The organism is Rhizobium skierniewicense (assembly GCF_014196515.1).
In the GTDB taxonomy this organism is placed as follows: Bacteria; Pseudomonadota; Alphaproteobacteria; order Rhizobiales; family Rhizobiaceae; genus Agrobacterium; species Agrobacterium skierniewicense.
The window spans coordinates 19946-46390 of sequence record NZ_JACIDV010000012.1; the positions used below are offsets into that span (position 1 = coordinate 19946).

Consider the following 26445-nt stretch of genomic DNA (forward strand, 5'->3'; position numbering starts at 1 on the left):
CTGGCAGAGCTTTGACGCGTAGATGGTGGAACACGTAATGGTCGATAAAAATGTCGCGTATAACCGGGAAAGCCGGACAGAACAGTTCGACGACAACGATCCTCTAGCGCAATTGGCGCGTCTTGTGGGGCAAGAGGATCGGCCATCCCACGTTGCTGCGCCGGTTTCACAGCAGGCTGGGCAGCGTCGGGAGCCTGAATTCAATCTCGAAGACGAGTTGCTTCGCGAGTTCGCCATTTACGATTCTCCGCGTCACGATCCCGTCGTTCTCGACGCAGCGAACGACGTGCGCCCATCGCCGGTTCCCGCCGGTGAGTTCATGCAGCGAGTCGAATCCGTCTTTGCCCGCAAGGAGCCTGAAATTCAGCCGGTGGAGCAGTATGCGCCTGCCGACACGGAAGAGTATCTGGTCGCAGAGCACAGCGCCGATAGCGCTGTAGCCAGCAATCTGCGTGACGATTTCAGCGATGATCCTGCGTCTGTTGCCGCCCTGTTTGACGTGTCTCACCGCGGGACAGTCCATCAGGCGGACGAGCCGGTTTTCGAAGATATGTCTGCTGGTGCTCAGGTCGAAGAACTGGTCGCTGACGCCGAACCTGTGTTGTATCAAGAGCAGCCTGCCGTTGAGCCGGTCTACGCACGTCCCGTCGAAGATACGCCTGCACCGCACGACATTGCACCCGTTCTCGCCCAGGATGCCGATTGGGAGCGCATGGCGGAGACATCGGGCGGTTCGCCTGTCGATCTCATCAGCGAACTCGAAATGTCCGTGGCCGATGCACCGGTTGCGCCGTCGCAGGCGCCTGCACCGATTGCCCGCCGTTCTTCGCTTGATTATTCCAGCCTTCGCCTGCCGCTGGCAAATTTCGGAGCACCACGCCCGGCACCTGTCGTCGCCGCGTCGCCGGCGAAGCAGGTCGTTGAGGCGCCCGTTTCCGCCGAGTTCACACGGCCGCTTGCCGCTCCTGCCAACCATATCGAACCTGCCATTCCAGCCGGGCTGAAGCTTTCGGCGATGGATGAGCTGATCTACGATGTGGCAAAATACGAAATCAGCAGCAAGGAAGCAGCCACGACGATGCCGTCCGCTCGCATCGAGCCGGTTGTTTCGGTTGTGCCGCCTGCGGTCACGCAGCCGCCTGCGCTTGCGCGGGTTGAGCCGCCGGTTGTCCAGACCATCGCGAAATCCGAGCCGGATCTGAACGATTTCGATACGTTCAACGATGATGATTTCGAGCTGGCTCTCGATGATATCGATTTCGATATCGATCTGTCCGAGATTGCCAATATCGATGTCGCCGTTGCACCGGAACCGACGCGTGCACCCGCTGCGGAGCCTGCACCTGTCGCGCAGGCTCCGGTACAGCCAAAGCCATTTGTCGCGCCTATTTCCGCAGCAGTTGCGGCCGCAACCGTGCGTGCTGAACCCGTTGCGCCACCGGTCGTCAAACAGGAAGCGTCGCGTCCTGTAGCGCCTGTCGTCGCCGCACCTCCTGCGACACTCGAAAGCCTTCCTTTCGATCCATCGCAGATCGGCGAGACGGAAGACCAGCCGGAAACCATCACTGAAATGGAAGTTCCCGAACTTCCGATGAGCGTGTTCGAGCCAAAGCCTGCGCCGCGTCGACAGGAAGAAGATCTTGATCTCGATACCGAACTGGCTTCGCTTTTTGCTCCTGCGGCGACAGGTGGTCTTGACCGTCATAAGACCGCCGATGGCCGCCCGGTTTCAGGCCAGTTGCAGCCGACGCAGGAAGAGGTCGATGAGTTCGAACGTGCGCTGGAGCAGGATTTCCGTCGCAGCATGGAAGAGGCGGCCGAAACGCGCTCGTCCGGCGAGCACATTGCCCGCGCAGCGATTACCCAGCCCGTTCGTTACAGCGACGACGAAGATCGGGGCAGTGCGCGCCGCTGGTTCGTACCGATGGCTGCCGCTGTCGGCGTTCTTCTGATTGGCGGAGGCACCTATGCTTTGATAACCGGCGGTTCTTTGAACTCCGGCTCCAACGGCGCGCCGGTTATCATTTCCGCCGATAGCGAGCCGACCAAGGTCGTGCCTGACAACCCTGGCGGGCGTGTCGTTCCGAACCAGGACAAGGCGGTTTATAACCGTGTCGCTGGTGGGGCACCCGCTGACCCAAAACAGTCTTCGCTGATTTCCTCCGACGAGCAGCCCGTGGATGTCGTTCAGCGCACGCTGATTCCAGAGCAGTTGCCGCTTGAGGGCGAGAACGAAGACATGGATGCGGTTGCGTCGACCCCGGTTGGCGAGACAGAAGATCCACGCCTGCTGTCGCCAGACGAGACGGCGCGTCCAGCTGAAAATCAGGGCGGTTCGCCGGTCAATGTTTCGCCGCGCAAGGTCCGCACGATGATCGTCAAGCCTGATGGCACACTGGTTGCGCAGGACGTCCCGGCTCCGGCCACACCATCTGCGCCGCAGGCCGACCGCGTTGACGAACTTGCAGCACCTCAGACAACGGCTGCTGCTGAACGTGCACCTGCCGTGATTTCCGCCTCACGTGTTGCCGTTTCGCCGGAGCCGCCTGCCCAGCAGCCACGGACTGAGGCACCTGTCGCAGCAGCGCCGAAACCTGCACAGACGGCGGCGCCGATGCCTGCGTCCCGTCCAGCGTCTCAGCCGACCACTGTCACGGCTGCTGTCACCACCCAGGGTAACGTTCGCCCTGCACCGCCTTCGCAGCCTGCGCAGGAAACTGCAGCTGCTCCGACACCGGCCACGAATGCGTCATCTGCGGGCGGCTATTTCATCCAGGTTGCCTCGCTTCCAAGCCAGGCAGAAGCCCAGAAGTCGTACCAGAACCTGTCCGCGAAGTTCGGTTCCGTCATCGGCGGCCGAGGTGTGGACATCAAGGCCGCCGACATCGCTGGCAAGGGCACCTTCTATCGCGTGCGCATTCCAGCCGGGGACAAGAACGAAGCCGCAGCCCTGTGCGAGCGCTTCCGCTCCGCTGGCGGCAGCTGCCTTATCGCCCGATGATTTCGGGGTGATTGAAACCATAGGCCGGGACCGCTTTGCGGTTTCGGCCTTGATCGTTGGAAGGCTTCGTCCCTATCGTCCGTCATCCTCGGGCTTAACCTGAGGATCTGATGCCGTCTCCACCCACTCTTCGTCAGTGAGATGATGCCGCTGCCGTTCGTAAATCCTCGGGTCAAGCCCGAGGATGACGGCGGAGATGGTGGAGGTGTTCCGCCCGATATGGTTCTCGAGTCTGGCTTTTTATGTCTTATCGATTTTTCAAGCAGGACAGATCCATGACTGAAACGAAAGCTATGATCCTTGGCTGTAGCGGCCTGACCCTGACGCCGGACGAGATCGCGCTGTACAAGGCCGAGCAGCCCTGGGGCTTCATTCTGTTCGGGCGCAACATCGGTGATATCAACCAAATCAAGGATCTGGTCACCTCCATGCGTGATGCCGTTGGCAGAGCCGATGCGCCGGTGATGATCGATCAGGAAGGTGGCCGCGTACAACGCATCCGCCCGCCGATACTCCAATCCTATCCCAATGCGCAGGCGCTGGGCGAAATCTACCTGCGTGACCCGAAGCAGGGTTTGCGCGCGGCGTGGCTGATGTCCCGCCTGCATGCGTTTGATCTGATGAAGCTTGGTATCACTGTGGATTGCCTGCCTGTGCTGGACGTGCCGGTAGAAGGCGCGAGTAACGTCATCGGCAACCGTGCCTACGGGTTCGATCCGGCGCTGGTGGCGGCCATGGGGCAGGCGGCCGCCGATGGGTTGAAGGCGGGTGGTATGCTGCCGGTGATGAAGCACATTCCCGGCCATGGGCGAGGTCTGGTCGATTCGCATCATGACCTGCCGGTGGTCGATGTGCCCCTGGACGAGCTGGATGCGCATGACTTCGTGCCGTTTCGCGCCTTGAACAAGGAACTGATGGCGATGAGCGCGCATCTGGTGTTTACCGCCATCGACGCTGAGCGCCCGGCCACCACATCGCCCATCGTCATCAATGAGATCATTCGCGGTCGCCTGGGTTTCGATGGCCTGCTCATCTCCGACGACAGCTCGATGAACGCCTTGAAAGGCACGCTTGGCGAACGCGCCGCCAATATTGTTGCGGGTGGCTGCGATATGGTCTTGCATTGCAACGGCGTGATGGATGAAATGCTGCAGGTCGTGAAAGAGGTTCCTGTTCTTTCCGGCAAAACTCTGGAGCGCGTTCGTGCCGTCGAAACCGGATTTCCGGTGGCTGATGGGGGCGATGAGGCTGCCCTCAGAGACGAGTTCAACGCCATGCTGACGGTTGCCTGACAGGCGATCCAGCCGGCGTCTTCCATTGACGGGCCGGGTGGACGGAATGAATGGCGACAGATAAATCGCGCGGCGGCGCTCCGATGGAAAAGCTCTGGGAGGATATCAAGTCCGAGCGTGCCACCGGCGAAGCGGCTTTCATGATCGATGTGGCGGGCTTTGAAGGCCCGCTCGACTTGTTGCTGCATCTCGCCCGGACGCAAAAGGTAGATCTGTCCCGCATCTCCGTGCTGGCACTGGCCGAGCAATACCTTGTCTTCGTTGAACAGGCGAGGCGCGTGCGCATCGAACTGGCCGCCGACTATCTGGTGATGGCAGCGTGGCTCGCCTTCCTCAAGTCGAAGCTTCTCATTCCGCAGCAAAGCAAGGATGACGGCCCGAGCGGCGAGGAAATGGCGGCAACGCTTGCCTTTAGGCTCAAGCGGCTGGAAGCCATGCGCGAGGCTGCCGAGCGGCTGGTCAACCGCCACCACCTGGGCCGCGACGTCTTCGCGCGTGGCGCGCCGGAACACATCCCCCATAAAAGCCGCTCGTCCTTCGAGGCTAGCCTTTATGACTTTCTGAGCGCCTATGCCAATCTTCGCCAGCGTCAGGCCATTACCCAGGTCACAATCGAAAAACGGCAGGTCTGGTCGCTGGTCGATGCCCGTGAGCTTTTGACCTCCATGCTAGGCGAGATCGGCGAATGGACCGAGCTGGATCGTTATCTGCTGCAATATGTTGCCGACCCCTCCATGCGCGCCACGGCAATGGCAAGTGCCTTCGCCGCATCGCTGGAACTGGTGCGCGAGGGATCGCTGGAAATCCGCCAGGACGGCGCGTTCCAGCCGATCTTCATGCGCAAGGGCGCTGGCCGTGAAAGGACTAGAGATGTCGAATGAGCGGGATGCGGATGAGGACGACGTCGTCACGAGTGATGCGGGAGCAGAACCAGCGATCACCGAGCGGCAGATGAAGGATGCCGAACGCATTGCAGAGGCTCTGGTCTTTGCTTCGGCGCAGCCCGTATCGGAAGCCTTTATTGCCGAACGTTTGCCGAAGGGCGTCGATGTGGCCGCGCTGATGTGGAAGCTGAAGGGCCTCTATTCGGAGCGCGGCGTCAATCTCATTCAGGTGGGTGGGCAGTGGGCTTTCAGAACGGCGGGCGATCTTTCCTTTGTCAGTCGCATGGACGAGAAGGAGCAGAAAAAGCTGTCACGGGCTGCCTTGGAAGTCTTGGCGATCATTGCCTATCACCAGCCGGTAACACGGGCCGAGATCGAGGAAATCCGGGGCGTGCAGACATCGCGTGGGACGCTTGACGTTCTGATGGAAGCGGGCTGGGTGCGGTTTCGCGGGCGGCGAAGAACGCCGGGACGTCCTGTCACCATGGGGACGACGGTGGACTTTCTCGATCATTTTGGGCTGGAGGAATTGCGCGATCTGCCGGGGTTGGACGAGTTGAAGGGGGCAGGGCTGCTGTCTGGCCGGATACCCTCGAATTTCGGCATTCCATTGCCTTCGATGAGCGACGAACTCACGGAGGACGAAGATCCGATCACCCAACTCGACCTTGAAGAACTGGGACTGCTGGCGCCCAGCGGTGACGAGCCGGACCGCTGAGGCCTGTTCACTTGTCGCCGCAATCACAAAGAGTTGCCAACATTTGTCAATTCCCAGATTTATAGTGGCTCTTCGTTTGTTGAATAGCCATTTTGGTGTTTGAAAAACCTTCGCAAACGTCTTACATCGGTTCAAAGCAAAATTCAGGGAGTTTGCGTTATGGGTTCTTTTAGTGTGTGGCATTGGCTGATCGTTCTGGTGATCGTGCTGGTCCTGTTTGGTCGCGGCAAGATTCCGGAACTGATGGGCGATGTTGCAAAGGGTATCAAGAGCTTCAAGAAGGGCATGGCTGACGAAGACGGCACACCGCGTCCGGCAGACCACGACACCACGCAAGATCCGGCCCCTCCTGTCCACACACGGACGGTCGACCACAAGGCTGACGAGCTCAAGTAATCGATTTTGCGGTGCGGTGCTGAAAGCCGCTTCGCGACACTGCGCGTGTCAGGAGCTTTATGATGTTTGATATCGGCTGGAGCGAGCTTCTGGTGATTGCGGTCGTATTGATCGTTGTCGTTGGCCCGAAAGACTTGCCGCCCATGATCCGCGCTTTCGGTAAGACGATGGCCGGTTTGCGCAAGATGGCCGGCGATTTCCGCAGCCAATTCGACGAGGCTTTGAAAGAAGCCGATATGGACGACGTTCGTCAGACGATATCCGACGTCCGTAATCTGAACCCGACGAATTCGATCCGCGATGCGATGAACCCGCTTCGCCAGCTGGGCAATGAGATCAGGGCTGATTTGAAGGGGGCAACGACCCCGGCAAGCTCTCCGGCGACCAGCGCGCCTGCCGGTGCACCAGCGGTCAGCCTGGCCGAGCCTGACATGAAACTCCCCGATGGCCCGCCTGCCATCGCCACGCAGGCTGCCGCTGCGGTCACGGCGGTCGGTCCTGCAACTGCGGCCACTGCAAGCGTAGCGCCTACGGACGCCGCGGCCCCCGTCGTCGTCGCAGAAACCGAGCAAAAGCCACGGACCATACGCAAGTCGGCATCTCCGAAATCCGTTCAGGAAGCCGAAGCTGAAAAGGTGGTTGCGAAACCCAAGCGTGCCACAAGGACCGTTTCGGCCAAGACGGAGGCCGCAAAAACGGCCAGTGACAAGCCCGTTGCACCCAAAAGCGCTCAACCGGCTGTTCTGACCGAGGTCGCGGCAAAAGTAACAAAGGTCAAGGCCGCTAAGGCGACAGTCGCGGCGGGAAAGCCGATGGTCGACAGAGCCAAAGCGGTGGTGAAAAAGACCGATCCAGACATGGCGGCGTCGGTTACACCCGCAAAAACAGCAAAGACGGCCAAAGCCAAAAAGGGTGAAGCATGAGTGCCGATATCGGAGATAAGCCACAGCCGCTTATCGAACACCTCATGGAGCTGCGCACGCGGCTGATCTGGTCGCTTGGCGCTTTCTTCATTGCCTTCATCGGTTGCTTCGCTTTCGCCAAGCAGCTGTTCAACCTGTTGGTCATTCCCTACAAATGGGCTGTGATCTGGGCCGGGCTTGATGTCGCCAAGTCTTCGCTCATCTATACCGCGCCACAAGAATTCTTCTTCACCCAGATCAAGGTCGCGATGTTCGGCGCGCTGGTCATTTCGTTTCCGGTCATTGCTTCTCAGCTCTACAAATTCGTGGCGCCAGGTCTCTACAAGAACGAACGTGCAGCCTTTCTGCCGTTTCTGATCGCGTCTCCTCTGCTGTTTCTGCTTGGTGGTGCGCTCGTCTATTTCTTCTTCACGCCCATGGTCATGTGGTTCTTCCTCGCCATGCAGCAATTGCCCGAGGATGGTGAGGTCGCGATTTCGCTGATGCCGAAGGTGTCGGAGTATCTCAGCCTCATCATGACGCTGGTGCTGTCCTTTGGTCTGGTATTCCAGTTGCCGGTGGTCACCACGCTTCTGGCGCGGGTCGGCTTGCTGACCAGCCAATGGCTCAGGGAAAAGCGCAAATTCGCGATCGTCGGTGCCTTCGTGGTTGCAGCCGTGCTGACGCCGCCGGATCCCATGTCCCAGATCGGTCTTGCGTTGCCCGCGATCCTTCTCTACGAGATTTCCATACATTTGGCTCGACTCGTGGAGAAGAAGCGCGCTGAGGAAAATGCAGGCCGTGAGCTTGAGGATTCCAGTGAGGACTGACGGTTTCCGCCAGGATCTTCTTCAGACGCCGGGCCTCATGTCCCGGCGTTTTGTTTTTCAAAACATGATGCAAATTACGGTCTGGAACCACGATGCACGATATTAAATGGATACGCGAAAACCCTGAAGCCTTCGATGCTGGCCTTGCCAGGCGCAACGCCGAGCCGCAATCCGCGTCGTTGATTGCACTTGATGAAAAGCGCCGTTCCGTGATCCAGACGCTGCAGGACATGCAGTCGCGCCGCAACGCGGCATCCAAGGAAATCGGCGCGGCGATGGCCCAGAAGAATGCCGAGCTTGCCGAAAAGCTGAAGGCCGAAGTCGCCGACATCAAGGAGAGCATGCCGCGCCTTGAGGAAGAGGACCGTCAGGTGTCGGCGGAACTGACCGACGCCCTGTCGCGCATTCCCAACCTGCCTTTCGATGACGTGCCGCAGGGCAAGGACGAGCACGACAACATCGTTGCCCGCGTTGTTGGCCAGAAGCCCGGCTGGAACCATCCCGCCAAGGAACATTACGAAATCGGTGAGGCTCTCGGCTACATGGATTTCGACCGCGCGGCAAAACTGTCGGGATCGCGCTTTACGGTGCTGACCAATCAGATCGCCCGGCTGGAGCGCGCGCTTGGGCAGTTCATGATCGACCTGCACACCAGCGAGCATGGCTACACGGAAGTATCTTCGCCGCTGATGGTGCGCGACGAGGCGATGTATGGCACCGGCCAGCTTCCGAAGTTTGCCGAGGATTTGTTCAGGACGACCGATGGCCGCTGGCTCATTCCAACAGCCGAGGTGACGCTGACGAACCTTGTCGCCGGTGAAATTCTCGACGCTGAAAAGCTGCCGCTGCGCTTTACCGCGCTGACCCCATCGTTCCGCTCTGAGGCCGGTTCTGCCGGTCGCGATACACGCGGCATGCTGCGCCAGCACCAGTTCTGGAAATGCGAACTCGTGTCGATCACCGATGCCGAAAGCGCGATCGAGGAACATGAGCGCATGACGGCCTGCGCCGAAGAGGTGCTGAAGCGCCTCGGCTTGCATTTCCGCACCATGACGCTGTGCACCGGCGACATGGGCTTTGGCGCGCGCAAGACCTACGACCTCGAAGTCTGGCTTCCCGGGCAGGATACCTACCGCGAAATCTCGTCCTGCTCGGTCTGTGGCGATTTCCAGGGGCGGCGCATGGATGCGCGCTACCGCGCCAAGGGTGAGAAGGCGACGAAGTTCGTGCACACGCTCAATGGCTCGGGCACGGCTGTCGGCCGCTGCCTGATCGCCGTTCTGGAGAACTATCTGAACGAAGATGGTTCGGTGACCGTTCCGGACGTGCTGCTGCCTTACATGGGCGGCCTGACGCGGATCGAAAAGGCTGCCTGATAGACCGGAGAGGACGTTTCATGCGGATTTTGCTGACCAATGATGACGGCATTCATGCCGAGGGACTGGCAGTGCTTGAGCGCATTGCCCGAACCATTTCAGATGACGTCTGGATTGTCGCGCCGGAAACGGACCAGAGCGGGCTTGCCCATTCTCTGACGCTCTCGGAGCCTCTGCGTCTGCGCAAGATTTCTGACAAGCATTTTGCCCTGCGTGGGACACCCACCGACTGCGTGATCATGGGTGTCCGCGAAGTGCTGCCGGGCAAGCCGGATCTGGTTCTTTCGGGTGTCAATTCCGGTGCCAACATGGCCGACGACGTGACCTATTCCGGGACCATTGCCGGTGCCATAGAAGGCACGCTCCAGGGCGTTCGCTCCTTTGCGCTCAGTCAGGCTTATGCCCACACCGGCCATGCAGAGCGCATCGTTCCCTGGGAGGTGGCTGAGACCCATGCCCCTGATCTTATCCGCAAACTGATCGATGTCGATCTTCCAGCCGAAACATTTCTCAATCTCAACTTCCCCAACTGCGCTCCCGCCGATGTGAAGGGCGTGAGCGTGACGGGGCAGGGTAAGCTTGATTTCGGCATGAATGTCGAGCAGCGTCAGGATGGACGGGGTCTGCCCTATTACTGGCTGCGCTTCGGCGAGCGACTGGGCGATTTTCTCGAAGGCACCGATATTCACGCTGTCAGGGATGGCCGTATCTCGGTAACGCCGCTCAAGCTTGATATGACGGATTACACGGTAAAAGATCGCGTGGAAAAAGCGCTTGGACTTGGAGTGCAAGGTTGAAGTCTGCAATGGTCGAGAAAGAGGGCTTCGCCGCCCTGGTGTTGAGGTTAAGAGCCGAAGGCATTTCCGATATCGACCTGTTGACGGCGGTTGAGCAGTGCCCGCGTTCGCAATTCGTGCCCGCGCAATTTGCAGCGGACGCCTATTCCAGTCGGACCATCCCCATCGATTGCGGTGCGTTCATGGAAAGCGCCGATATGGCGGTGAAGCTCGTTCACCGGCTTCAGGTCAAGCCCGGCCAGCGGATTTTGGAAATCGGTACTGGCAGCGGTTTCATGACGGCGGTGATGGGGCGGCGTTCGGAACGGGTCGTTTCGATCGACCGTTACAAGACGCTGGTGCAAATGGCGCAGAACCGCATGGATGATCTCGGCATTCGCAATGTGGTGATCAGGCAGGCCGATGGCATGAATGGTCTGATGGGCGAGGGCACGTTCGACCGAATCATCTCCACAGCTGCCTTTACCGATATGCCACGCTTTTTTACCGAGCAGATCGTGTCAGGCGGCATGATGATCGCGCCGATCCTGTTGGAAGACGGACGCTGCGTCATGACCCGTTTTTCCAAGACGGGCAGCCGATTCGAGCGTGAGGAAATATTCGAGACGCCTTATCTGCCAATCGAACCGCACATTGCGCGGTACCTGTGACAAAATGAAACCCGGTCATGTCGGGTGCGTATGGGCTTCATTTTGAGCAACGCAGTCATTGAAAAATATTTTTAGCCGTAAACGCCTGTGGAACAGGGATTTCAGCACCCTGTCATGGTTATCGAAGTGTCAAAAAACATCAAAATCGCATGACGTTTTAACGGCGTGGTAACACTAACGCGCTTTAATCATCTCCATCAACGCATGGTTTTCCCAACTCGGGAGAGGGGCCTTGCAGAGTGTAATTTTCAGCCGGATCGATCCCGATGCGGCGGTTGGCGTCAGTGTAGATCGAGTCATGCGTATGAGTAATTCGCCTAAAATCGGAAAATCAGTCGCAAAGATGTTCGCAGCGGCATTGCTGGCAAGCGTCGCAACGGGTTGTAGTTCGGACGCCACGCGATTTGGCGGCCTGTTTTCCAGCGGACCAGACCAAATGACGACTGCATCCATTCCTTCGCGCGGCGGTGCTGTACCTGCGCCCGTTCCGCAGAACGACATGAACAACGGCGGTGGCTATGCCGCCTCTGCGCCGCAGGGTGGCTACGCCAACCAGAATACGGCGATGAACCAGCCTTATCCGGCATCCAATGGCGGCTATGGTTCGGTTCAGCCCTCTTCTGCACGCGTAGCCTCGTCTTCGGCATCTGTTCAACGTCAGGAGCTTTCGGCTCCATCGCCGTCCAGCCGCCGCGAGCCTGCCACGCGTAACGAAGCGATGGCGCAGCCAATGCCCTCGGCGCGGTCGAATTCGGCGCCTTCCATGGCCTCGGCCCGCGTGCAGAGCAATGGTGCGGACAATCTCTCGACAGGCTCCATCAAGGCCGCCGACAATGGCTGGCACACCGATGGTGCGTCTTCGGTCACGTTGAGATCGGGTGAGACCATCGCAACGCTGTCCAAGCGCTATGGCGTACCCGAGAAGGCATTGCTTCAGGCCAATGGTCTGTCCAGCGCATCTGCTGCGGCACCCGGCCAGTCGATCATCATTCCGAAGTTCGGTCAGTCCCGCAACGCAGCCCGCGCTGCATCCGGCAATATCGACCTCAGCAAGAACAACAACAGCCCGACACCGACGCGTGGTCCCGAGCAGAACGTGGCCGTTCTACCAAGCCAAGGTGCGGCGCGCGACAAGGCTTCGGCAGACGCTGGCAAGTTGACGCCTCCCGGCGGCAAGCCACTTCCGCCAGCTGGTGGCTACAAGGTTCAGGCAGGCGACAGCCTTGCCAAGATCGCTCGCGCAAATGGCGTCTCGGTCGCCGACCTGAAGGCTGCAAACGGAATTACCGATGGCAGCGTTCGTATCGGCCAGACGTTGAAAATCCCAGGTGCCGGCACCGATGGCATCAAGACGGCATCGGTTCAGCATCAGGCGCCGGCGGCCACCAAGCCAGTCGAAGCACCGGTGGCGACGGCGAAGGTCGAGGCACCGAAGGCGCCAGCCGCAGACGCCAGCGTCAGCGACGTTGAGAAGAAGTCGGACATGGCGTCGATTGCGCCGGAGTCGACGGGTATCGGCAAATATCGCTGGCCGGTTCGCGGCGCTGTGATCTCCGGTTTCGGTGAAAACGTCGATGGCAGCCGCAACGATGGCATCAACATCTCCGTGCCCGAGGGTACGCCGATCAAGGCCGCTGAAAACGGTGTCGTCATCTACTCCGGCAACGGCTTGAAGCAGCTCGGCAACACCGTCCTTATCCGTCACGACGATGGCCGCGTCACGGTTTACGGCAACGCTGCCAATCTGGAGGTCCAGCGTGGCCAGAAGGTTCAGCGCGGCCAGACCGTTGCAACGTCCGGCATGACGGGCAGCGCAAAGCGTCCACAGGTTCACTTCGAAGTCCGCAAGGACGCCACACCGGTGAACCCATCCTCTTTCCTCGAGTAGGTATTGCGTCTCAGGAATGGAAAAAGCCGGGTCAACGCCCGGCTTTTTTTCGTTTCAGGGTCTCGTCAGCCCGACCGTGCGTTCGATGAAGTCTGCAATCGTGGCCGTATCGTCGAGATCAAATACCGGCAACGCCGTGTCAACGATGGCATGATCGGCAGCGATGGCGATGATGTGCGGATCGGATGGGGCGAGCGGCTCCGTCTTTGCCGCCTCCAGCCGACGTGCCTCGATCTTGGAAACGGGTTCGTATTTGTAGCCCTCGATCAGGACCAGATCGCAAGGCGCGATCCGCGAGAGGATGTCGGCGAAGGATGGCTCCGGGCCTCCGCGGAGTTCGTGCATGATGGCAAAGCGGGTGCCAGAGACGATGGTCACTTCATGCGCGCCTGCCTGTCTGTGCCGCCAGCTATCGGCACCGACCTTGTCGATATCGAAATCATGGTGTGCATGCTTGATCGTGGAGACGCGGTAGCCTCGCGCCGTCAACTCCGTGACGATGCGGACGGCGAGTCCTGTCTTGCCTGAATTCTTCCAGCCGGAAATACCAAATACTTTTTGGGTCATACGGACATGCTTCTCAAAAAAGTCTCGGCTGTGGCGAGCTCATCCGGCGTATTGATGTTGTAGAACGGGTCGATGGACGCGGTTTCGCTTTCGAGCGTGGCAAAGGTCACACCCAGCGTGTGATGCCGCGCCAAGAAGCTGCGGATGCGGCGGTTGTTGTCATCCGCCAGCCAGTGTTCCAGATCATCTGCGATGGAGACGGGCCACAGACCGAATACCGGATGGACATGACCGCTGGACGCGGCGATGACGATGGCGTCCTCCTGCATGATGTGATCCGCGAGGCGCGATGACAGGTCGTCGGGGAAGAACGGACTGTCGGCGGGAACGGTCAGGATATGCGATGCCTGCGCAGCGTGGTTGGCGAAGTAACGCATGCCGGCAAGAATGCCTGCTAGCGGACCGGCGTGACCGGCCTTTGTATCGGGCACCAGCGGCAGTTCGAACGTCTGTGCCCAGGCCTCCGCTGCATTGAGGGCGAGTTTGGAAACCTGAGGATGGACGCGCTCGATGACGTGGGTCAACAACGGCTTGCCGCCAAGTTGGCTCAGCGCCTTGTTCGTGCCCATGCGTCTGGAAAGACCGCCCGCCAGGATGAGGCCGGGTGTGGCTTGTCTCGATGTCATCACGCTTTGCCTTGCTGCATGTCCTGATGGTGTCGGCGTTCCTGAACGCCGGTATAGGCGCTTGCCATAATCGCCAGCATCGCATTGAGCAACATCATCAGCAAGAGGGGCGTCGTCCCCGCCTCCTTAGAGAGCAGCGAGGAGGCAAGCACCGAAAGTGCGGCTCCTCCGCCGATGGTCAGCGCGCCACCAAGGCCTGACGCGGAACCAGCCAGATGCGGCTGGACGTTCACCATGCCAGCATTGGCGCTCGGCAAGGTCACGCCATTTCCCACGCCGATCAGGGCGAGTGGCAGGAAAAACTCGTAATGGCTGTTGAGGCCGAGAAAGGGCAGGGCGATCGCCCCGACGATACCGGCAGTGGCAATGCCGTTTCCTGCCAGCATCATCCGGGAAATGCCCACCCGCTGTGCGTAACGGCCGGACAGGAAGTTTCCGAGCATATAGCCGCCCGCCATGAAAAAGAACTGCATGCCGAGGACGGCGGGTGTCAATTCGTAGAGCACGCTACCTACGAAAGGCGCGCCGCCCAGAAACGAGAAGAACACGCCGGATGAAAACGTGGAGGTCAGCGCATAGCCCCAGAAACGTTTGGAATGGAGAAGCTGCGGCCAGGCCTTGAACTGCGCGGAAAAGCTCGCCGATTTCTCATGGTTGGTTTCTCCGAGGTCGAAAAAGACCAGAAGAAGCATGGCCACGCCACAGCATGCGACGAGAACGAAACTGGCTTGCCAACCGGCGATGTCATTGAGGACGCCGCCGATTGTGGGGCCGACCATAGGAACAGCCGACATCCCCATGGTCACATAGCCGATCATCGATGCTGCGCGGTCCGCAGGCACCATATCGCGCACGATGGCACGGGACAGGACAAATCCGGAGGCGACGACGGCCTGGAGCAGACGACCGATCATGAAGACGGTGATGTTGGGAGCGACTGCACAGATCACGGTCGCAATGATCATGATCGAGAGGCAGGCCAGCAGCACTGGACGTCTACCGTAGAGATCGGACAGAGGACCGATGAGCAGTTGCAGGGCGGCGGTCGCGGCCAGATAACCCGAGACGGCGAATTGCATGACGGCGTAATCGGTTTCGAAATACACCGCCATTGCCGCCAGAGACGGCAGGAAGATATTGATGCAGAGCGCGGCAACGCCCGAAACGAGCACGAGTGTCGCGATATGCGGCGGGGTTGATCTATCGAGGAAGCGGACCGTCGTCATTGTATTCTCGTGGATGTCTTTGCGAGCGGTGGCTGCTTACGCCTGCTTTCACGGTAGAAGGTGTAGAGGCCCGATGCGACGATGATGGCCGTACCGAGCAAAATCCACGGCGTCATCTTCTCACCAAACACGATATATCCGATGGAGAAGGCCCAGATCATGCTGGTGTAGCGGAAGGGCGCGACAAAGGCGATGTCGCCGCTGCGCATCGACAGGATAACGGCCTGATAGCCGATGACGACCAGAATGGCCGCAGCGAAGAGGTGGAACCAGACAGAGACGTCCATCGGTTGCCATCCGCCAAAGGGGACGATCAGGGCCGCACCAAAGATGGTGTTCACGACTGCGGTGGTCATCGTCACCGTGAGCGAGGGAATATCGGTATACATGCGCCGGGTCAGGAGATCGCGGCCCGCGGTGACGAAGACGGCACCCACCACGAGCAGTGAAACCGTTGTAAAGCCATCGGGAGCCGGCCGCAGGATAATCAGCACGCCGATGAAGCCGACGAGGATCGCGGTCCAGCGTCGCCAGCCGACCGGCTCGCGCAGAAAAATGGCAGCACCCAGCGTGACTGCAAGGGGCAATGACTGCATGATGGCCGACACATTGGCGAAACCCATGGTGGCCAGCGCCCGCAGGTAAAGGATAGATGCGGCGACTTCACAGAGACAGCGCATCAGGATGATGGGCCGCATGATCGTCTTCAGCGGACGCAGGGCGCCCATTTGGCGGGCAATGAAAAAGACGAGAACGCAGGTGATGACACCGCGAACAAACAGAATTTGGCCGGTGTTGATATAGGGCGTGACGGATTTGGTGAAGGCGTCATTGATCGTAAAGCATGCCATCGCGAGCGCCATCAGCAACGCGCCGCGGGTATTGTCCGTCAATGCCATGATTCCAAATCCCAGATACGGAACGGCGTTGCTGCCTGTCGTACGACTCCGCCCACTCCTCTTACAGAATAGGGGTGACATGCGTTTATCTGGATTTCAATCGAATAATCTCAGGAGAGTTGAATAATGCGATATCAACCGCCGGTCACACTCATATGGCGCGCGACGGCGGGTCTCTTATGGGTTCGGTCTATGATGAAATCGTGACCCTTGGGCTTGCGCAGGATCGCCTCGTCGATGGCTTGCGACAGAAGCGCGTTATCGTCGGAAGCCCGCAACGCCGTGCGCAAATCGGCGGCATCATCCTGACCAAGGCACATATACAGCGTACCGGTGCAGGTGAGGCGAACGCGATTGCAGCTTTCGCAGAAATTATGGGTCATCGGTGTGATGAAGCCGAGCCGACCGCCGGTTTCCTTCACGGACACATAGCGTGCGGGACCCCCGGTCTGGTAGCCGATATCGCTCAACGTGAATGTCTCTTCGAGTGAGGCTCGGACCTGCGACAGCGGCAGATAGCGGTCCGTGCGGTCCTCTTCGATCTCGCCCATCGGCATGGTTTCGATGACGGTCAGGTCCATGCCGCGCTCATGCGCAAACTGCATCAGATGAGGGATCTCGTGCTCGTTGAAATCCTTGAGGGCTACGGCATTGAGCTTGATCTTGATCCCAGCAGCAAGCGCTGCATCGATACCGCCCATCACCTTGGAGAAGTCACCCCACCGGGTGATCTGCTTGAACTTGTCGGCATCGAGCGTGTCGAGCGACACATTGATGCGGCGCACGCCGCAATCGAAAAGTTCGGCGGCATGGGTCGCCAGTTGCGAGCCATTGGTGGTCAGCGTCAGCTCGTCCAGAGTTCCGGCCTGAACATGGCGACCGAGATCACGCACAAGATGCATGATGTTCTTGCGAACGAGTGGCTCGCCGCCGGTCAGCCTGATCTTGCGTACGCCCTTGCCGATGAAGGCGGAACAGAGTCGGTTCAGCTCTTCCAGCGTCAAAAGGTCCTTCTTGGGCAGAAATGTCATGTGTTCGGACATGCAATAGGTGCAGCGAAAATCGCAGCGATCCGTCACAGATACGCGCAGATATGTCACTGCGCGGCCAAACGGATCGACCATCGGTGTGGTGCTTTCCGCCAGCGATTCCGCTGTAGGAAGCGAACCGAGGAAGCTGTTCACGCTGAAATCTCCATTGCAATCTGCCGCATATGCGCTGCCTTCATGTAGTGGCTTGCCCGCAGGCGGGCAAGGTCATAAGTGTGCAGTATATTATCATGGGACGGAAATGAAAAATGAGTGAGCCCTGGCCAACGGAATTGCGGGTATCGAATGACAAGAAACATCTTGTCGTGACATTCGACAATGGCGCGTCCTTTGAACTGTCCGCTGAGCTGTTGCGCGTGCTTTCACCATCGGCGGAAGTTCAGGGCCATGGGCCGGGCCAGAAGATCACCGTGCCGGGCAAGAGACATGTCGCCATTCGTAACGTCGTGGCTACCGGCAATTACGCCGTGCGTATCGCGTTCGATGATGGTCATGACAGTGGCATCTACACGTGGAAGTATCTTTTCGAATTGGGCGAGAGCGGTGACGCACTGTTCACCGGTTATGAAGGGGAATTGGCAGAAAAAGGCTTGAGCCGGGAGCCCAAAATCCGTTAGCAGGAATGCATATTTCATACAGGGACAGGGGTGACACTTGGCGGTCGAGGGAAATGCAAATGATCTGGCGCAAGTGGTCGTCCTGTTGGCGGCAGGTGTCGTCGCCGCGCCTCTTTTCAAGAAGATAGGTCTGGGTTCGGTTTTAGGCTATCTGGCCGCCGGTCTGGTCATTGGCCCGTTTGGTTTCGGGGCGTTTTCTGACCCGCAGGCGATTATCCACATTGCCGAACTCGGCGTCGTCATGTTCCTGTTCATCATCGGCCTGGAAATGCAGCCTTCCCGGCTTTGGTCCATGCGTAAGGATATTTTCGGGCTTGGTGCGTTGCAGGTCTTGACCTGTATGGCCGGGCTGACGCTGGTGGGCCTCGCGCTTGGCTTTCCGCTCATTCATTCTTTCGTCGCCGGTACGGGCTTCGTGCTGACCTCCACCGCCATCGTCATGCAGATGCTGCAAGAGCGCAACAGCATGTCGACGCTGAAAGGCCAGCGCATCATCGCCATCCTTCTGTTCGAAGATCTGGCCATCGTGCCGCTTCTGGTGCTGGTCGCGTTTCTCGGAGCGGGTGGTGAGGCTGTGACGCTTTCGGAGCGGATGACGTCGATCGGTATCGCGCTGGCCGCGATTGTCGCCCTGGTCGTCGCTGGTCGATACCTGCTCAATCCGTTCTTCCGTCTGCTGGCATCATCAGGCGCACGCGAAGTGATGACGGCTGCGGCCCTGCTGGTCGTGCTGGGATCGGCCCTGTTGATGCAGGTCAGTGGCTTGTCGATGGCGATGGGTGCCTTTCTGGCGGGGGTGCTTCTGTCGGAATCCTCGTTCCGTCATCAGCTTGAGGCCGATATCGAGCCCTTCCGTGGTATTCTTCTCGGCCTGTTTTTCCTTGGCGTCGGCATGGCCATCGATCTCAAGGTCATCGCAGCCAACTGGCAACTCGTGGTGATGAGTGTCATCGCCTATATGCTTGTCAAGGCACTGCTGATCTACTGCGTGGCACGGGTCGTGGGCACCTGCCAGCGCGAGAGCATCGAGCGGGCGGTTTTGATGGCTCAAGGTGGCGAATTCGCCTTCGTCCTGTACTCCGCAGCACTGGCTGCCGGTATCCTCGATGCAGAAGCCAATGCGGTGCTGACGGCGACCATCATCATTTCGATGGTCCTCACGCCACTGATGGTCATTGCCCATGATCGCATTATGCCGAAGGCCATGGCCAAGACGGACGACCTGGATTTGCCCGAAAATGTCGATGGCAGCATCCTGATCATCGGCTTCGGTCGCTTCGGCCAGATCGTCAGCCAGCCCCTTCTGGCGCGCGGCTATACGCTGTCATTGGTCGACAGGGACGCGGACTTCGTGCGCGATGCATCCGACTTCGGCTTCAAGGTCTACTACGGCGATGGTTCGCGGGCGGAAATTCTGCATGCAGCGGGAGCGGGCTCGGCGCGCGCGGTACTGATCTGCGTGGACGACAAGGAAGCCGCCATCCGCATCGCCGAAATCGTCAAGCATGAATTCCCGCTGGTGCCGGTGCTAGCCCGCGCTTTCGACCGTGGCCATGCGCTCGACCTCCTGAAAGCCGGTGTGGATTATCAGATCCGCGAAACCTACGAATCTGCGCTCAACTTTAGCGAAAAGGTGCTGACAGCCGTGGGTGAAGAGATAGAACTGGCCGAACGCTTGGTGGAAGAATTCCGCGATGTCGACAAGGAGCGCTTTGCGCTCGAGGTCGTCGGCGGTGTCTATGCCGGTCGTTCCCTCATCCGCGGCAATGCACAGCCTGCCGATATTGTCGCAGCCCGTACCGCACGTGAGCGTGCAGAACGTGAGGCGCAGCAAAAAGAGCTTGAGGAAAGCTAACGGCAGTGTCACGCGCTTGTCGCATTGTTACTGTTGAACGGCGGCCACGAGGAGGAAACCACCATGACGATCATTCAGTCCGTAGACGAGTTGAAGGCGATTTACGGGACCGTTGCCGAGGCTTCCACCATCAAGGTCACGCCGGCCCTGACCGCCGAATACAGGCAGATGATCGAAGCATCGCCATTCGTGGCGCTCGCAACTGTGGGTCCCGAAGGCATGGATTGCTCACCGCGTGGTGACAAGGGCGGTGTTGTCAGGGTTCAAGACGACAGGACGCTTTTGCTGCCGGACTGGCGCGGCAACAACCGCATCGATTCGCTGCTCAACATCGTGCGCGATCCGCGTGTGGCTTTGATGTTCCTCGTTCCCGGCTCAACCACGACGATGCGTGTGAACGGAACGGCTGTGGTTTCTGCGGACCTTGCGCTACTTGAGAGTTTCGAGATGGACGGCAAGCATCCGCGGACCGTGACCGTCATCACGATTGACGAGGTGTATTTCCAATGCGCGCGGGCGCTCATCCGGTCCGAACTCTGGAAGACCGAAAACTTCATCGATCCCGCATCCTTGCCCACGCCGGGTGCGTTGATGAAAGCCGCAACGGCGGATTTCGACAAGGATACGTATGATCGGGAATGGCCGGAGCGTGCCGCGAAAACCATGTGGTGACATTGCGTCGGGGCCAAGACTTTCGGCCCCTACTTGTAGATTAGCCAGCTTTTGCCGGAATAATTTTTCTTCATGCCCTCTTCGAAGCAAACCGTGCGGTTTCTGCCGGTTTCCTTGCCGTGATAGAGCGCGGTATCGGCGTGACCATAGAGCTCGCCAGGGTTTTGCGCCTGTGATGCCATGGCATAGCCGATGGATATGGTGACCTGACCATAGTCGACGCCGGATTTGGAATTGCGAAACGGCGTCTTTTCCAGCGTGGTGCGGATGCGCTCGCACATGGCGTGAACCTCGTCCTGGGTGATGCCGTCGATGATGATGGCGAACTCTTCGCCGCCGCTTCGCGCCACGAAACCGTCCTTGCGCACGCTTGCCCTGATGACGGAGGCGACGCTTGCCAAAATCTTGTCGCCCACGGGATGACCGAAGGCGTCGTTGATCTTCTTGAAATTGTCCACATCCAACAGGATGAGCGCCGAGAGGTGCAAGCCGACCGTCGTATCGTAGATGAAAGCAAGCTTTTCGTCGAATGCCCGGCGGTTGGAGAGGCGCGTCAGAGAATCGGTATTGGCGATGCGCTTGTACTCATCCAGTTCCAGACGGACCTGCTGCATTTCTTCTGCATGGCGGTCCATGCCTTTCGACGTCGTCTCGTTCTCCGCCATCTTTTCGCCCGTGGCATCTGCGAGCATGGAAATGGCAGTGCGCAGAAGCTGCGCGCTGGACTGGCTTTTGTCCAGGATGCCAGCCCGTGTTTCATCGAGAATGCGATTATAATTTTCCAGGCAGGTCTGCTCGTGCTGGAGGACGATCAGGAGTGCATTCAACTCCGACTGTAACTTGTCGCGTGCAGCCTCGATCAACTGCCCATGGGTATGGTCGAAATAACGGGCGCCGAGTTCATCCAGCTCCTCCTGTGTCACGCGGCTTCCCAACACGCTGAGCTCACGCGTCAAAGCGGGATTGGAGCCGATATAGGCCTCGTAAAACAGGTTGTAGTTTCGTGGAATGGGAACAACGCCCATATTGCGCATCGCGAACATGATCTGCGCTGCGATATCGGGAGCTTTGGGCGTTGATGTCGTACTCATCAAGTCACTCCAGAAATGACGTTAGTATTGTGCCTTACGGGAAGATCAAACTTATTCTGAAATCCCGGCAAGCAAAGACAGAGCATTGTTTTACGGCAAGATGACCCAATAAAGCTGTCTCCCGTTTCATGCCGTTCAAATGCTTAAATCGGAATCGGCTAAATCAGAAGTCGTGATTTCACATAGCATTTTGCAGGTAAATTTATAGAGGTAATTTGTTGTAGTGCAGCAAATATTCGCATTTTTTCAGTGTTTTATCGGCCGCGTGGAATCGCGGGTTGAGACCTCTCCCAAAAAGCAGATAGAAAAAACGGCCCCGAAGAGCCGTTTTCATCTGTCTGTCTTACTTGGGGCCGATCATGTTTTCCGGCCGGACATACTGGTCGAATTCTTCATTGGTCAAATAACCACCACCCACGGCCTCGTCACGAAGCGTCGTGCCGTTTTTGTGTGCGGTCTTGGCGATCTTGGCGCAGGCATCGTAGCCCAGCTTGCCGTTGAGCGCTGTGACCAGCATAAGAGAGTTTTCGACGCCTTTTTTGATATTGTCTTCGCGGGCTTCGATGCCGACGACGCAATTGTCGGTGAAGGACACGGCTGCGTCGCCTAAAAGTTGTACCGATTGCAGGAAGTTATAGGCCATCATCGGATTGTAGACATTCAGCTCGAAATGGCCTTGGCTTCCGGCAAATGTGATCGCTGCCTGATTGCCGAAGATATGCGCACAGACCTGCGTCAGTGCTTCCGACTGTGTCGGATTGACTTTGCCGGGCATGATGGACGAACCGGGTTCGTTCTCAGGCAGCGCCAGCTCGCCGAGGCCTGCACGTGGGCCGGAGCCGAGGAAGCGAATGTCGTTGGCGATCTTGAAGAGGGCTGCGGCTGCGGCATTGATGGCGCCATGCGCAAAAACCATCGCATCGTGGGCGGCAAGCGCTTCGAATTTGTTGGGAGCGGTCACGAAGGGTAGGCCGGTGATTTTCGCGATCTCTTCGGCCACCTGCTCGGCAAAGCCGACTGGCGCGTTGAGGCCGGTGCCAACGGCGGTGCCGCCCTGAGCGAGTTCGTAAAGGCCCGACAGCGTCAGTTCGATACGCTTGATGGCAGAAGCGACCTGGGCTGCGTAGCCGGAAAATTCCTGGCCAAGCGTCAGCGGAGTTGCATCCTGTGTGTGGGTACGACCGATCTTGATGATATGGGCAAAACCCTTGGCCTTTGCATCAAGGGCTGCATGCAGGTGCTTGAGGCTCGGCAGCAGATGATGAACCATCTGCTCAGCGCAGGCGATATGCATGGCCGTCGGGTAGGTGTCGTTGGACGACTGGCTCATATTGACGTGGTCGTTCGGGTGAACGGGCTTCTTGGAGCCCATGTCTCCGCCGAGCATCTCAATCGCCCGGTTCGAGATGACTTCATTGGCATTCATGTTGGACTGCGTGCCGGAGCCGGTCTGCCAGACCACAAGCGGAAAGTGGTCGTTGAGCTTGCCATCGATGACTTCCTGTGCAGCCTTGACGATGGTCTCGCCAACCTGCGCATCGAGCCCACCCAGCGCCATGTTGGTGCGGGCTGCTGCCTGCTTGACGATACCCAGTGCACGAACGACCGATGCGGGCTGTTTTTCCCAGCCAATCTTGAAGTTTCCGAGCGAGCGCTGCGCCTGTGCGCCCCAGTAACGGTCGCTGGCAACCTCGATCGGGCCGAATGTGTCGGTTTCTGTGCGTGTGGCTGTCATCAGTCCTGCCTCTCCTGTGTATCCTCCGGCAAGCCAGCTGTCTGCTTGAGCCTTGCGCGCGGGCAGACATATAAAGCGATAGCGCAATCATGAAAAGCCTGTCGTGCCCACTGCCACCATATTTCGCGACGGATTCCGGGGCCGATGCCAATCGATTTCGAAAGTCTGGCTGCGTGGTATTTGGGTCACTTGACCGAAAGGGCTGATGTTCCTGCATTATGCCGGATACGTGACGAAAACTTGTTTGCTCAATGTTAAGAAACTAAAGAGAAATTTAACTATTCTGGCCAAACGTGGGGCCCACGCCAACACGAATTTTTTCGTGATGGAAACCCTTGTCTGGCACTGGATTGGACTTCGTGCGTTTCTTCCCAAAACATGCCCAATCAGCTAGACAGACACAGACTTCTCATATGCGCATCGATGAATGATGGCGCGGGACGCGGCGAGGATTACATTGAAAATCACATCTGGAAAAATATCGGCAACGTGGATACTGGCACTCGGTCTTTCCGTCTCAGTGGGCGTGCCGGGTACAGCAGGTGCTGTTACTCTCATGGATATTTTGCGCGGCGGACCTGGCAAGGTCGAGCGTGAGCGTCAGGACAGTGGTTTGCCGGGTGTGACCCAGCCGGGAATGGCAGCGACGCGTGATGTGGATCCCGAGCCTTTGCCGCGCGTTTCCGGTCCGCGTTATTATACATACAAGACCGACAGTACCCGTGCCGTCGATACGTCCAAGTTCTCGTCCGGTCTTGCCGGTGCCAAGTTGTCCGCGACACCTGAAATCGCAAAGGCGCTGGAAGCCTATTACAATGCAGGTGGTGCTCCCATCTGGGTGTCGAATGGCGATCTGAACGCACGCGCAAGTGCCGTTCTCGCTTTCTTCGATACGGTTGGAGACAGCGGGCTTAACCCGGCAGATTATGCCATTTCCGCTCCCTCGCAGGACGTGACCGCCAGCATTTCCACTGAGCCGGAGGCACAGGTCCAGAACGTCGCTGTTACCGAGCAGGAGACCATTCCGCCTGCCATGATGCGGTTCGAACTGGCGCTGTCCGCCAAGGTTCTGGCTTACGTCCAGGACACGAACCGTGGCCGTGTCGATCCGAACAAGCTGTCTGGATACCACGACTTCAAGCGAAAGACAGTCAATCTGACGCCCGTTTTGAAGCTTGCCAGCATGAGCCCGGATGTCGGCGCCTATCTGCGCAGCCGCGAACCGTCCAACGTCGAATATCAGGCGCTGAAGGCGGAGCTTTTGAAGCTGCGCAACGAAGACAAGGATACAGGCCAGAAGGTTGTCGTTCCTGCCGATCTCGTTCTGAAGCCGGGCGACAACAACGCCGATATGGCAACGGTCGTCAAAGCCATCGAGCATCGCTCGTCGGCTGGCCTGAAGACGGACCACGCAACAACACTGGCGGGTTATCAGCAGACACCGGAATACACGCCGGAACTGGTCGATCTCGTCAAGGCATTCCAGAGTGAAAAGGGCCTGAAAGCCGATGGTGTCATCGGCCGCGCAACCGTGCGTGCCATGACCGGCGACAGCAACGAAGCCAAGATCGCCAAGCTGGAAGTGGCCATGGAGCAGGTTCGGTGGTTGCCCGCCGATCTGGGCGACCGTTTCGTCTTCATCAACCAGCCCGCTTTCATGGCGTATTATCATAATGAGGGCAAAGAAGACTTCGGTATGAAGGTGGTCATCGGTTCCAAGGCGAACCAGACCTACTTCTTCCAGGATGAAATCCAGACCGTTGAATTCAACCCCTATTGGGGCGTTCCGCAGTCCATCATCGTCAACGAGATGCTGCCAAAGCTTCGCCGCGACCCGTCCTATCTGGACCGTCTGGGTTACGAAGTTCAGGTCAACGGACGCTCGGTGTCGTCTTCCAACGTCAACTGGTATGGCTCCACCAACGCGATCTCGGTTCGCCAGCCACCAAGCAGCGACAATGCGCTCGGTGATCTGAAGATTCTGTTCCCGAACGCCCATGCCATCTACATGCATGACACACCGGCCAAGAGCTTCTTCAGCCGCGACATGCGCGCATTGAGCCACGGCTGCATTCGTCTGGTCGACCCACGTCGCATGGCCGCTGCCGTTCTCGGCACGACCATCGACAATGTCGACAAGCAGATTGCCGCGGGCCAGAACCGCGCCGTCCAGGTGTCCGGCAAGGTGCCTGTCTACGTCGCCTATTTCACGGCCTGGCCTGACAAGGACGGCCGCGTGCAGTATTTCGACGATGTCTATGACCGTGACAGCTACGTCATGAAGGCGTTTGACGCCACGACGAAAACGCGCTCGTCTTCCATCTAAAGGGAACGCCAGCAAAACAAAAAAAGCGCCTTCACAGGCGCTTTTTCTATCAGAGGGCAGGGGCATGCGGGACATTCAGGCGGTTATCGATTCCATCTACGAGGAAATGCACGCGCGTCTGGGCGAAGGCAAGGTCGCAGATTATATCCCGCAACTGGCCAAGGTTGATCCAAAGCAGTTCGGCATCGCGGTAACCACGGTCGAGGGGCAGACCTTCGTTGCGGGCGACGCGCTCGTACCGTTCTCGATACAGAGCATATCCAAGGTGTTCATGCTGACGCTTGCGCTCGGCAAGACCGGTGAGAGCGTATGGAAACGTGTGGGCCGCGAACCCTCCGGCTCCTCCTTCAACTCAATCGTGCAACTGGAGCGCGAAGCGGGAATTCCGCGTAATCCTTTCGTCAACGCCGGTGCCATCGTCATCACAGACATGGTTCTGGCGGGACACCAGCCGCGCGAAGTCATCGGTGAATTGCTGCGTTTCATTCAATATCTGGCCGACGACGATACGATTTCCATCGATGATGCGGTGGCCAAGTCGGAACAGAAGACCGGGTTCAGAAATGTTGCGCTCGCGAACTTCATGAGCAGCTTCGGCAATCTGCACAATCCGGTCGAGAATACGCTGGGCGTTTATTTTCACCAATGCGCGATCTCGATGAACTGCGTTCAGCTGGCGCGGGCAGGACTGTTTCTGGCCAATCGCGGGCGCAACCCGGTGACAGGTCACTCCGTGGTATCGGACAAGCGGGCGCGACGCATCAATGCGCTGATGCTGACCTGCGGCCACTATGATGGCTCGGGAGACTTCGCCTATCATGTCGGCCTGCCCGGCAAGAGTGGCGTGGGCGGTGGCATTCTGGTCGTCGCACCGGGCAAGGCGTCGATTGCGGTCTGGTCTCCAGGGTTGAACGAGGTCGGCAACTCCGCACTCGGCTCCGATGCTTTGGAAATGCTGGCGAACGAAATGGGCTGGTCCGTATTCGGGGCTTGATCTTCACGGCAGATGCGGGCATTCCCTGAACCCGGAACGCTTCAAACGTTCAGG

General features: G+C 58.7%; 23 protein-coding genes. 16 read left to right on the plus strand and 7 right to left on the minus strand.

Annotation, left to right across the window (positions count from 1 at the left end; genetic code table 11):
• Positions 1-37 precede the first annotated feature (37 nt).
• The 11 genes from GGQ73_RS17850 (at position 38) to GGQ73_RS17900 (ending at position 12734) form a co-directional block, all read left to right on the plus strand.
• Positions 38-3001 (plus strand): SPOR domain-containing protein, encoded by a 2964-nt coding sequence (locus tag GGQ73_RS17850; RefSeq protein ID WP_183897289.1) that lies wholly within the window; start codon positions 38-40, stop codon positions 2999-3001.
• Positions 3002-3276: 275 nt separating this feature from the next.
• Positions 3277-4293, plus strand: a complete 1017-nt coding sequence (gene nagZ, locus GGQ73_RS17855) for a beta-N-acetylhexosaminidase (protein WP_183897290.1) — start codon at positions 3277-3279, stop codon at positions 4291-4293.
• Positions 4294-4343: 50 nt separating this feature from the next.
• Complete coding sequence (locus GGQ73_RS17860; protein WP_183897291.1) at positions 4344-5174, plus strand: segregation and condensation protein A; 831 nt, start codon at positions 4344-4346, stop codon at positions 5172-5174.
• Positions 5175-5244: 70 nt separating this feature from the next.
• The gene (gene scpB, locus GGQ73_RS17865; protein WP_412762991.1) at positions 5245-5895 is read left to right on the plus strand and encodes an SMC-Scp complex subunit ScpB; all 651 of its coding nucleotides are present in this window, start codon (positions 5245-5247) and stop codon (positions 5893-5895) included.
• A 159-nt stretch (positions 5896-6054) separates the two neighbouring features.
• Positions 6055-6291 (plus strand): twin-arginine translocase TatA/TatE family subunit, encoded by a 237-nt coding sequence (locus GGQ73_RS17870; RefSeq protein WP_174152823.1) that lies wholly within the window; start codon positions 6055-6057, stop codon positions 6289-6291.
• Between the two features lie 62 nt (positions 6292-6353).
• Positions 6354-7214 carry a Sec-independent protein translocase protein TatB gene (gene tatB, locus GGQ73_RS17875; RefSeq protein ID WP_183897293.1) on the plus strand — a complete coding sequence of 287 codons (861 nt, stop codon included), beginning with the start codon at positions 6354-6356 and terminating at the stop codon, positions 7212-7214.
• Positions 7211-8023 (plus strand): twin-arginine translocase subunit TatC, encoded by an 813-nt coding sequence (tatC, locus tag GGQ73_RS17880; protein WP_174152825.1) that lies wholly within the window; start codon positions 7211-7213, stop codon positions 8021-8023. Before tatB ends, tatC begins: the two co-directional genes overlap by 4 nt.
• Before the next feature lie 92 nt (positions 8024-8115).
• On the plus strand, positions 8116-9399 hold the full coding sequence (gene serS / locus GGQ73_RS17885; RefSeq protein ID WP_183897294.1) for a serine--tRNA ligase: 1284 nt from the start codon (positions 8116-8118) through the stop codon (positions 9397-9399).
• A 20-nt stretch (positions 9400-9419) separates the two neighbouring features.
• Positions 9420-10196 carry a 5'/3'-nucleotidase SurE gene (surE, locus tag GGQ73_RS17890; protein ID WP_174152827.1) on the plus strand — a complete coding sequence of 259 codons (777 nt, stop codon included), beginning with the start codon at positions 9420-9422 and terminating at the stop codon, positions 10194-10196.
• Positions 10193-10846, plus strand: a complete 654-nt coding sequence (locus GGQ73_RS17895) for a protein-L-isoaspartate(D-aspartate) O-methyltransferase (protein ID WP_174152828.1) — start codon at positions 10193-10195, stop codon at positions 10844-10846. Before surE ends, GGQ73_RS17895 begins: the two co-directional genes overlap by 4 nt.
• A 298-nt stretch (positions 10847-11144) precedes the next feature.
• The gene (locus GGQ73_RS17900) at positions 11145-12734 is read left to right on the plus strand and encodes a peptidoglycan DD-metalloendopeptidase family protein (RefSeq protein WP_412762992.1); all 1590 of its coding nucleotides are present in this window, start codon (positions 11145-11147) and stop codon (positions 12732-12734) included.
• 54 nt (positions 12735-12788) lie between these two features.
• On the opposite strand, the gene mobB is transcribed toward GGQ73_RS17900, so the two are convergent.
• The 5 genes from mobB to moaA form a co-directional block, all read right to left on the minus strand.
• Positions 12789-13301: a molybdopterin-guanine dinucleotide biosynthesis protein B gene (gene mobB / locus GGQ73_RS17905; RefSeq protein WP_183897295.1), complete on the minus strand. Its 513-nt coding sequence runs from the start codon at positions 13299-13301 to the stop codon at positions 12789-12791.
• Positions 13298-13927 carry a molybdenum cofactor guanylyltransferase MobA gene (gene mobA / locus GGQ73_RS17910; protein WP_183897296.1) on the minus strand — a complete coding sequence of 210 codons (630 nt, stop codon included), beginning with the start codon at positions 13925-13927 and terminating at the stop codon, positions 13298-13300. The genes mobB and mobA overlap by 4 nt, the downstream gene beginning before the upstream one ends.
• Positions 13927-15153 carry a multidrug effflux MFS transporter gene (locus tag GGQ73_RS17915; protein WP_183897297.1) on the minus strand — a complete coding sequence of 409 codons (1227 nt, stop codon included), beginning with the start codon at positions 15151-15153 and terminating at the stop codon, positions 13927-13929. Before GGQ73_RS17915 ends, mobA begins: the two co-directional genes overlap by 1 nt.
• Complete coding sequence (locus tag GGQ73_RS17920) at positions 15150-16052, minus strand: DMT family transporter (protein WP_183897298.1); 903 nt, start codon at positions 16050-16052, stop codon at positions 15150-15152. Before GGQ73_RS17920 ends, GGQ73_RS17915 begins: the two co-directional genes overlap by 4 nt.
• A 134-nt stretch (positions 16053-16186) precedes the next feature.
• Positions 16187-17176: a GTP 3',8-cyclase MoaA gene (gene moaA / locus GGQ73_RS17925; protein ID WP_178111545.1), complete on the minus strand. Its 990-nt coding sequence runs from the start codon at positions 17174-17176 to the stop codon at positions 16187-16189.
• Between the two features lie 173 nt (positions 17177-17349).
• Here moaA and GGQ73_RS17930 point away from each other — a divergent pair, with 173 nt between their 5' ends.
• The 3 genes from GGQ73_RS17930 (at position 17350) to GGQ73_RS17940 (ending at position 20245) form a co-directional block, all read left to right on the plus strand.
• Positions 17350-17718, plus strand: coding sequence for a gamma-butyrobetaine hydroxylase family protein (locus GGQ73_RS17930; protein WP_183897299.1), 369 nt, complete (start codon positions 17350-17352; stop codon positions 17716-17718).
• Positions 17719-17755: 37 nt separating this feature from the next.
• Complete coding sequence (locus GGQ73_RS17935; protein WP_183897300.1) at positions 17756-19573, plus strand: monovalent cation:proton antiporter-2 (CPA2) family protein; 1818 nt, start codon at positions 17756-17758, stop codon at positions 19571-19573.
• A 63-nt stretch (positions 19574-19636) separates the two neighbouring features.
• Complete coding sequence (locus tag GGQ73_RS17940) at positions 19637-20245, plus strand: pyridoxamine 5'-phosphate oxidase family protein (protein WP_174152836.1); 609 nt, start codon at positions 19637-19639, stop codon at positions 20243-20245.
• Between the two features lie 29 nt (positions 20246-20274).
• Here GGQ73_RS17940 and GGQ73_RS17945 read toward each other — a convergent pair whose 3' ends face one another.
• Entirely contained in the window at positions 20275-21336 is a 1062-nt protein-coding gene (locus GGQ73_RS17945; RefSeq protein ID WP_174152837.1) for a GGDEF domain-containing protein, read from the minus strand.
• A 343-nt stretch (positions 21337-21679) separates the two neighbouring features.
• Positions 21680-23071 carry a class II fumarate hydratase gene (gene fumC / locus GGQ73_RS17950; RefSeq protein ID WP_174152838.1) on the minus strand — a complete coding sequence of 464 codons (1392 nt, stop codon included), beginning with the start codon at positions 23069-23071 and terminating at the stop codon, positions 21680-21682.
• Between the two features lie 430 nt (positions 23072-23501).
• On the opposite strand from fumC, the gene GGQ73_RS17955 reads away from it, so the two are divergent.
• Positions 23502-25397, plus strand: a complete 1896-nt coding sequence (locus GGQ73_RS17955; RefSeq protein WP_183897359.1) for a L,D-transpeptidase family protein — start codon at positions 23502-23504, stop codon at positions 25395-25397.
• 64 nt (positions 25398-25461) lie between these two features.
• Positions 25462-26391, plus strand: a complete 930-nt coding sequence (locus GGQ73_RS17960) for a glutaminase (protein ID WP_183897301.1) — start codon at positions 25462-25464, stop codon at positions 26389-26391.
• The last annotated feature ends 54 nt before the right edge of the window (positions 26392-26445 follow it).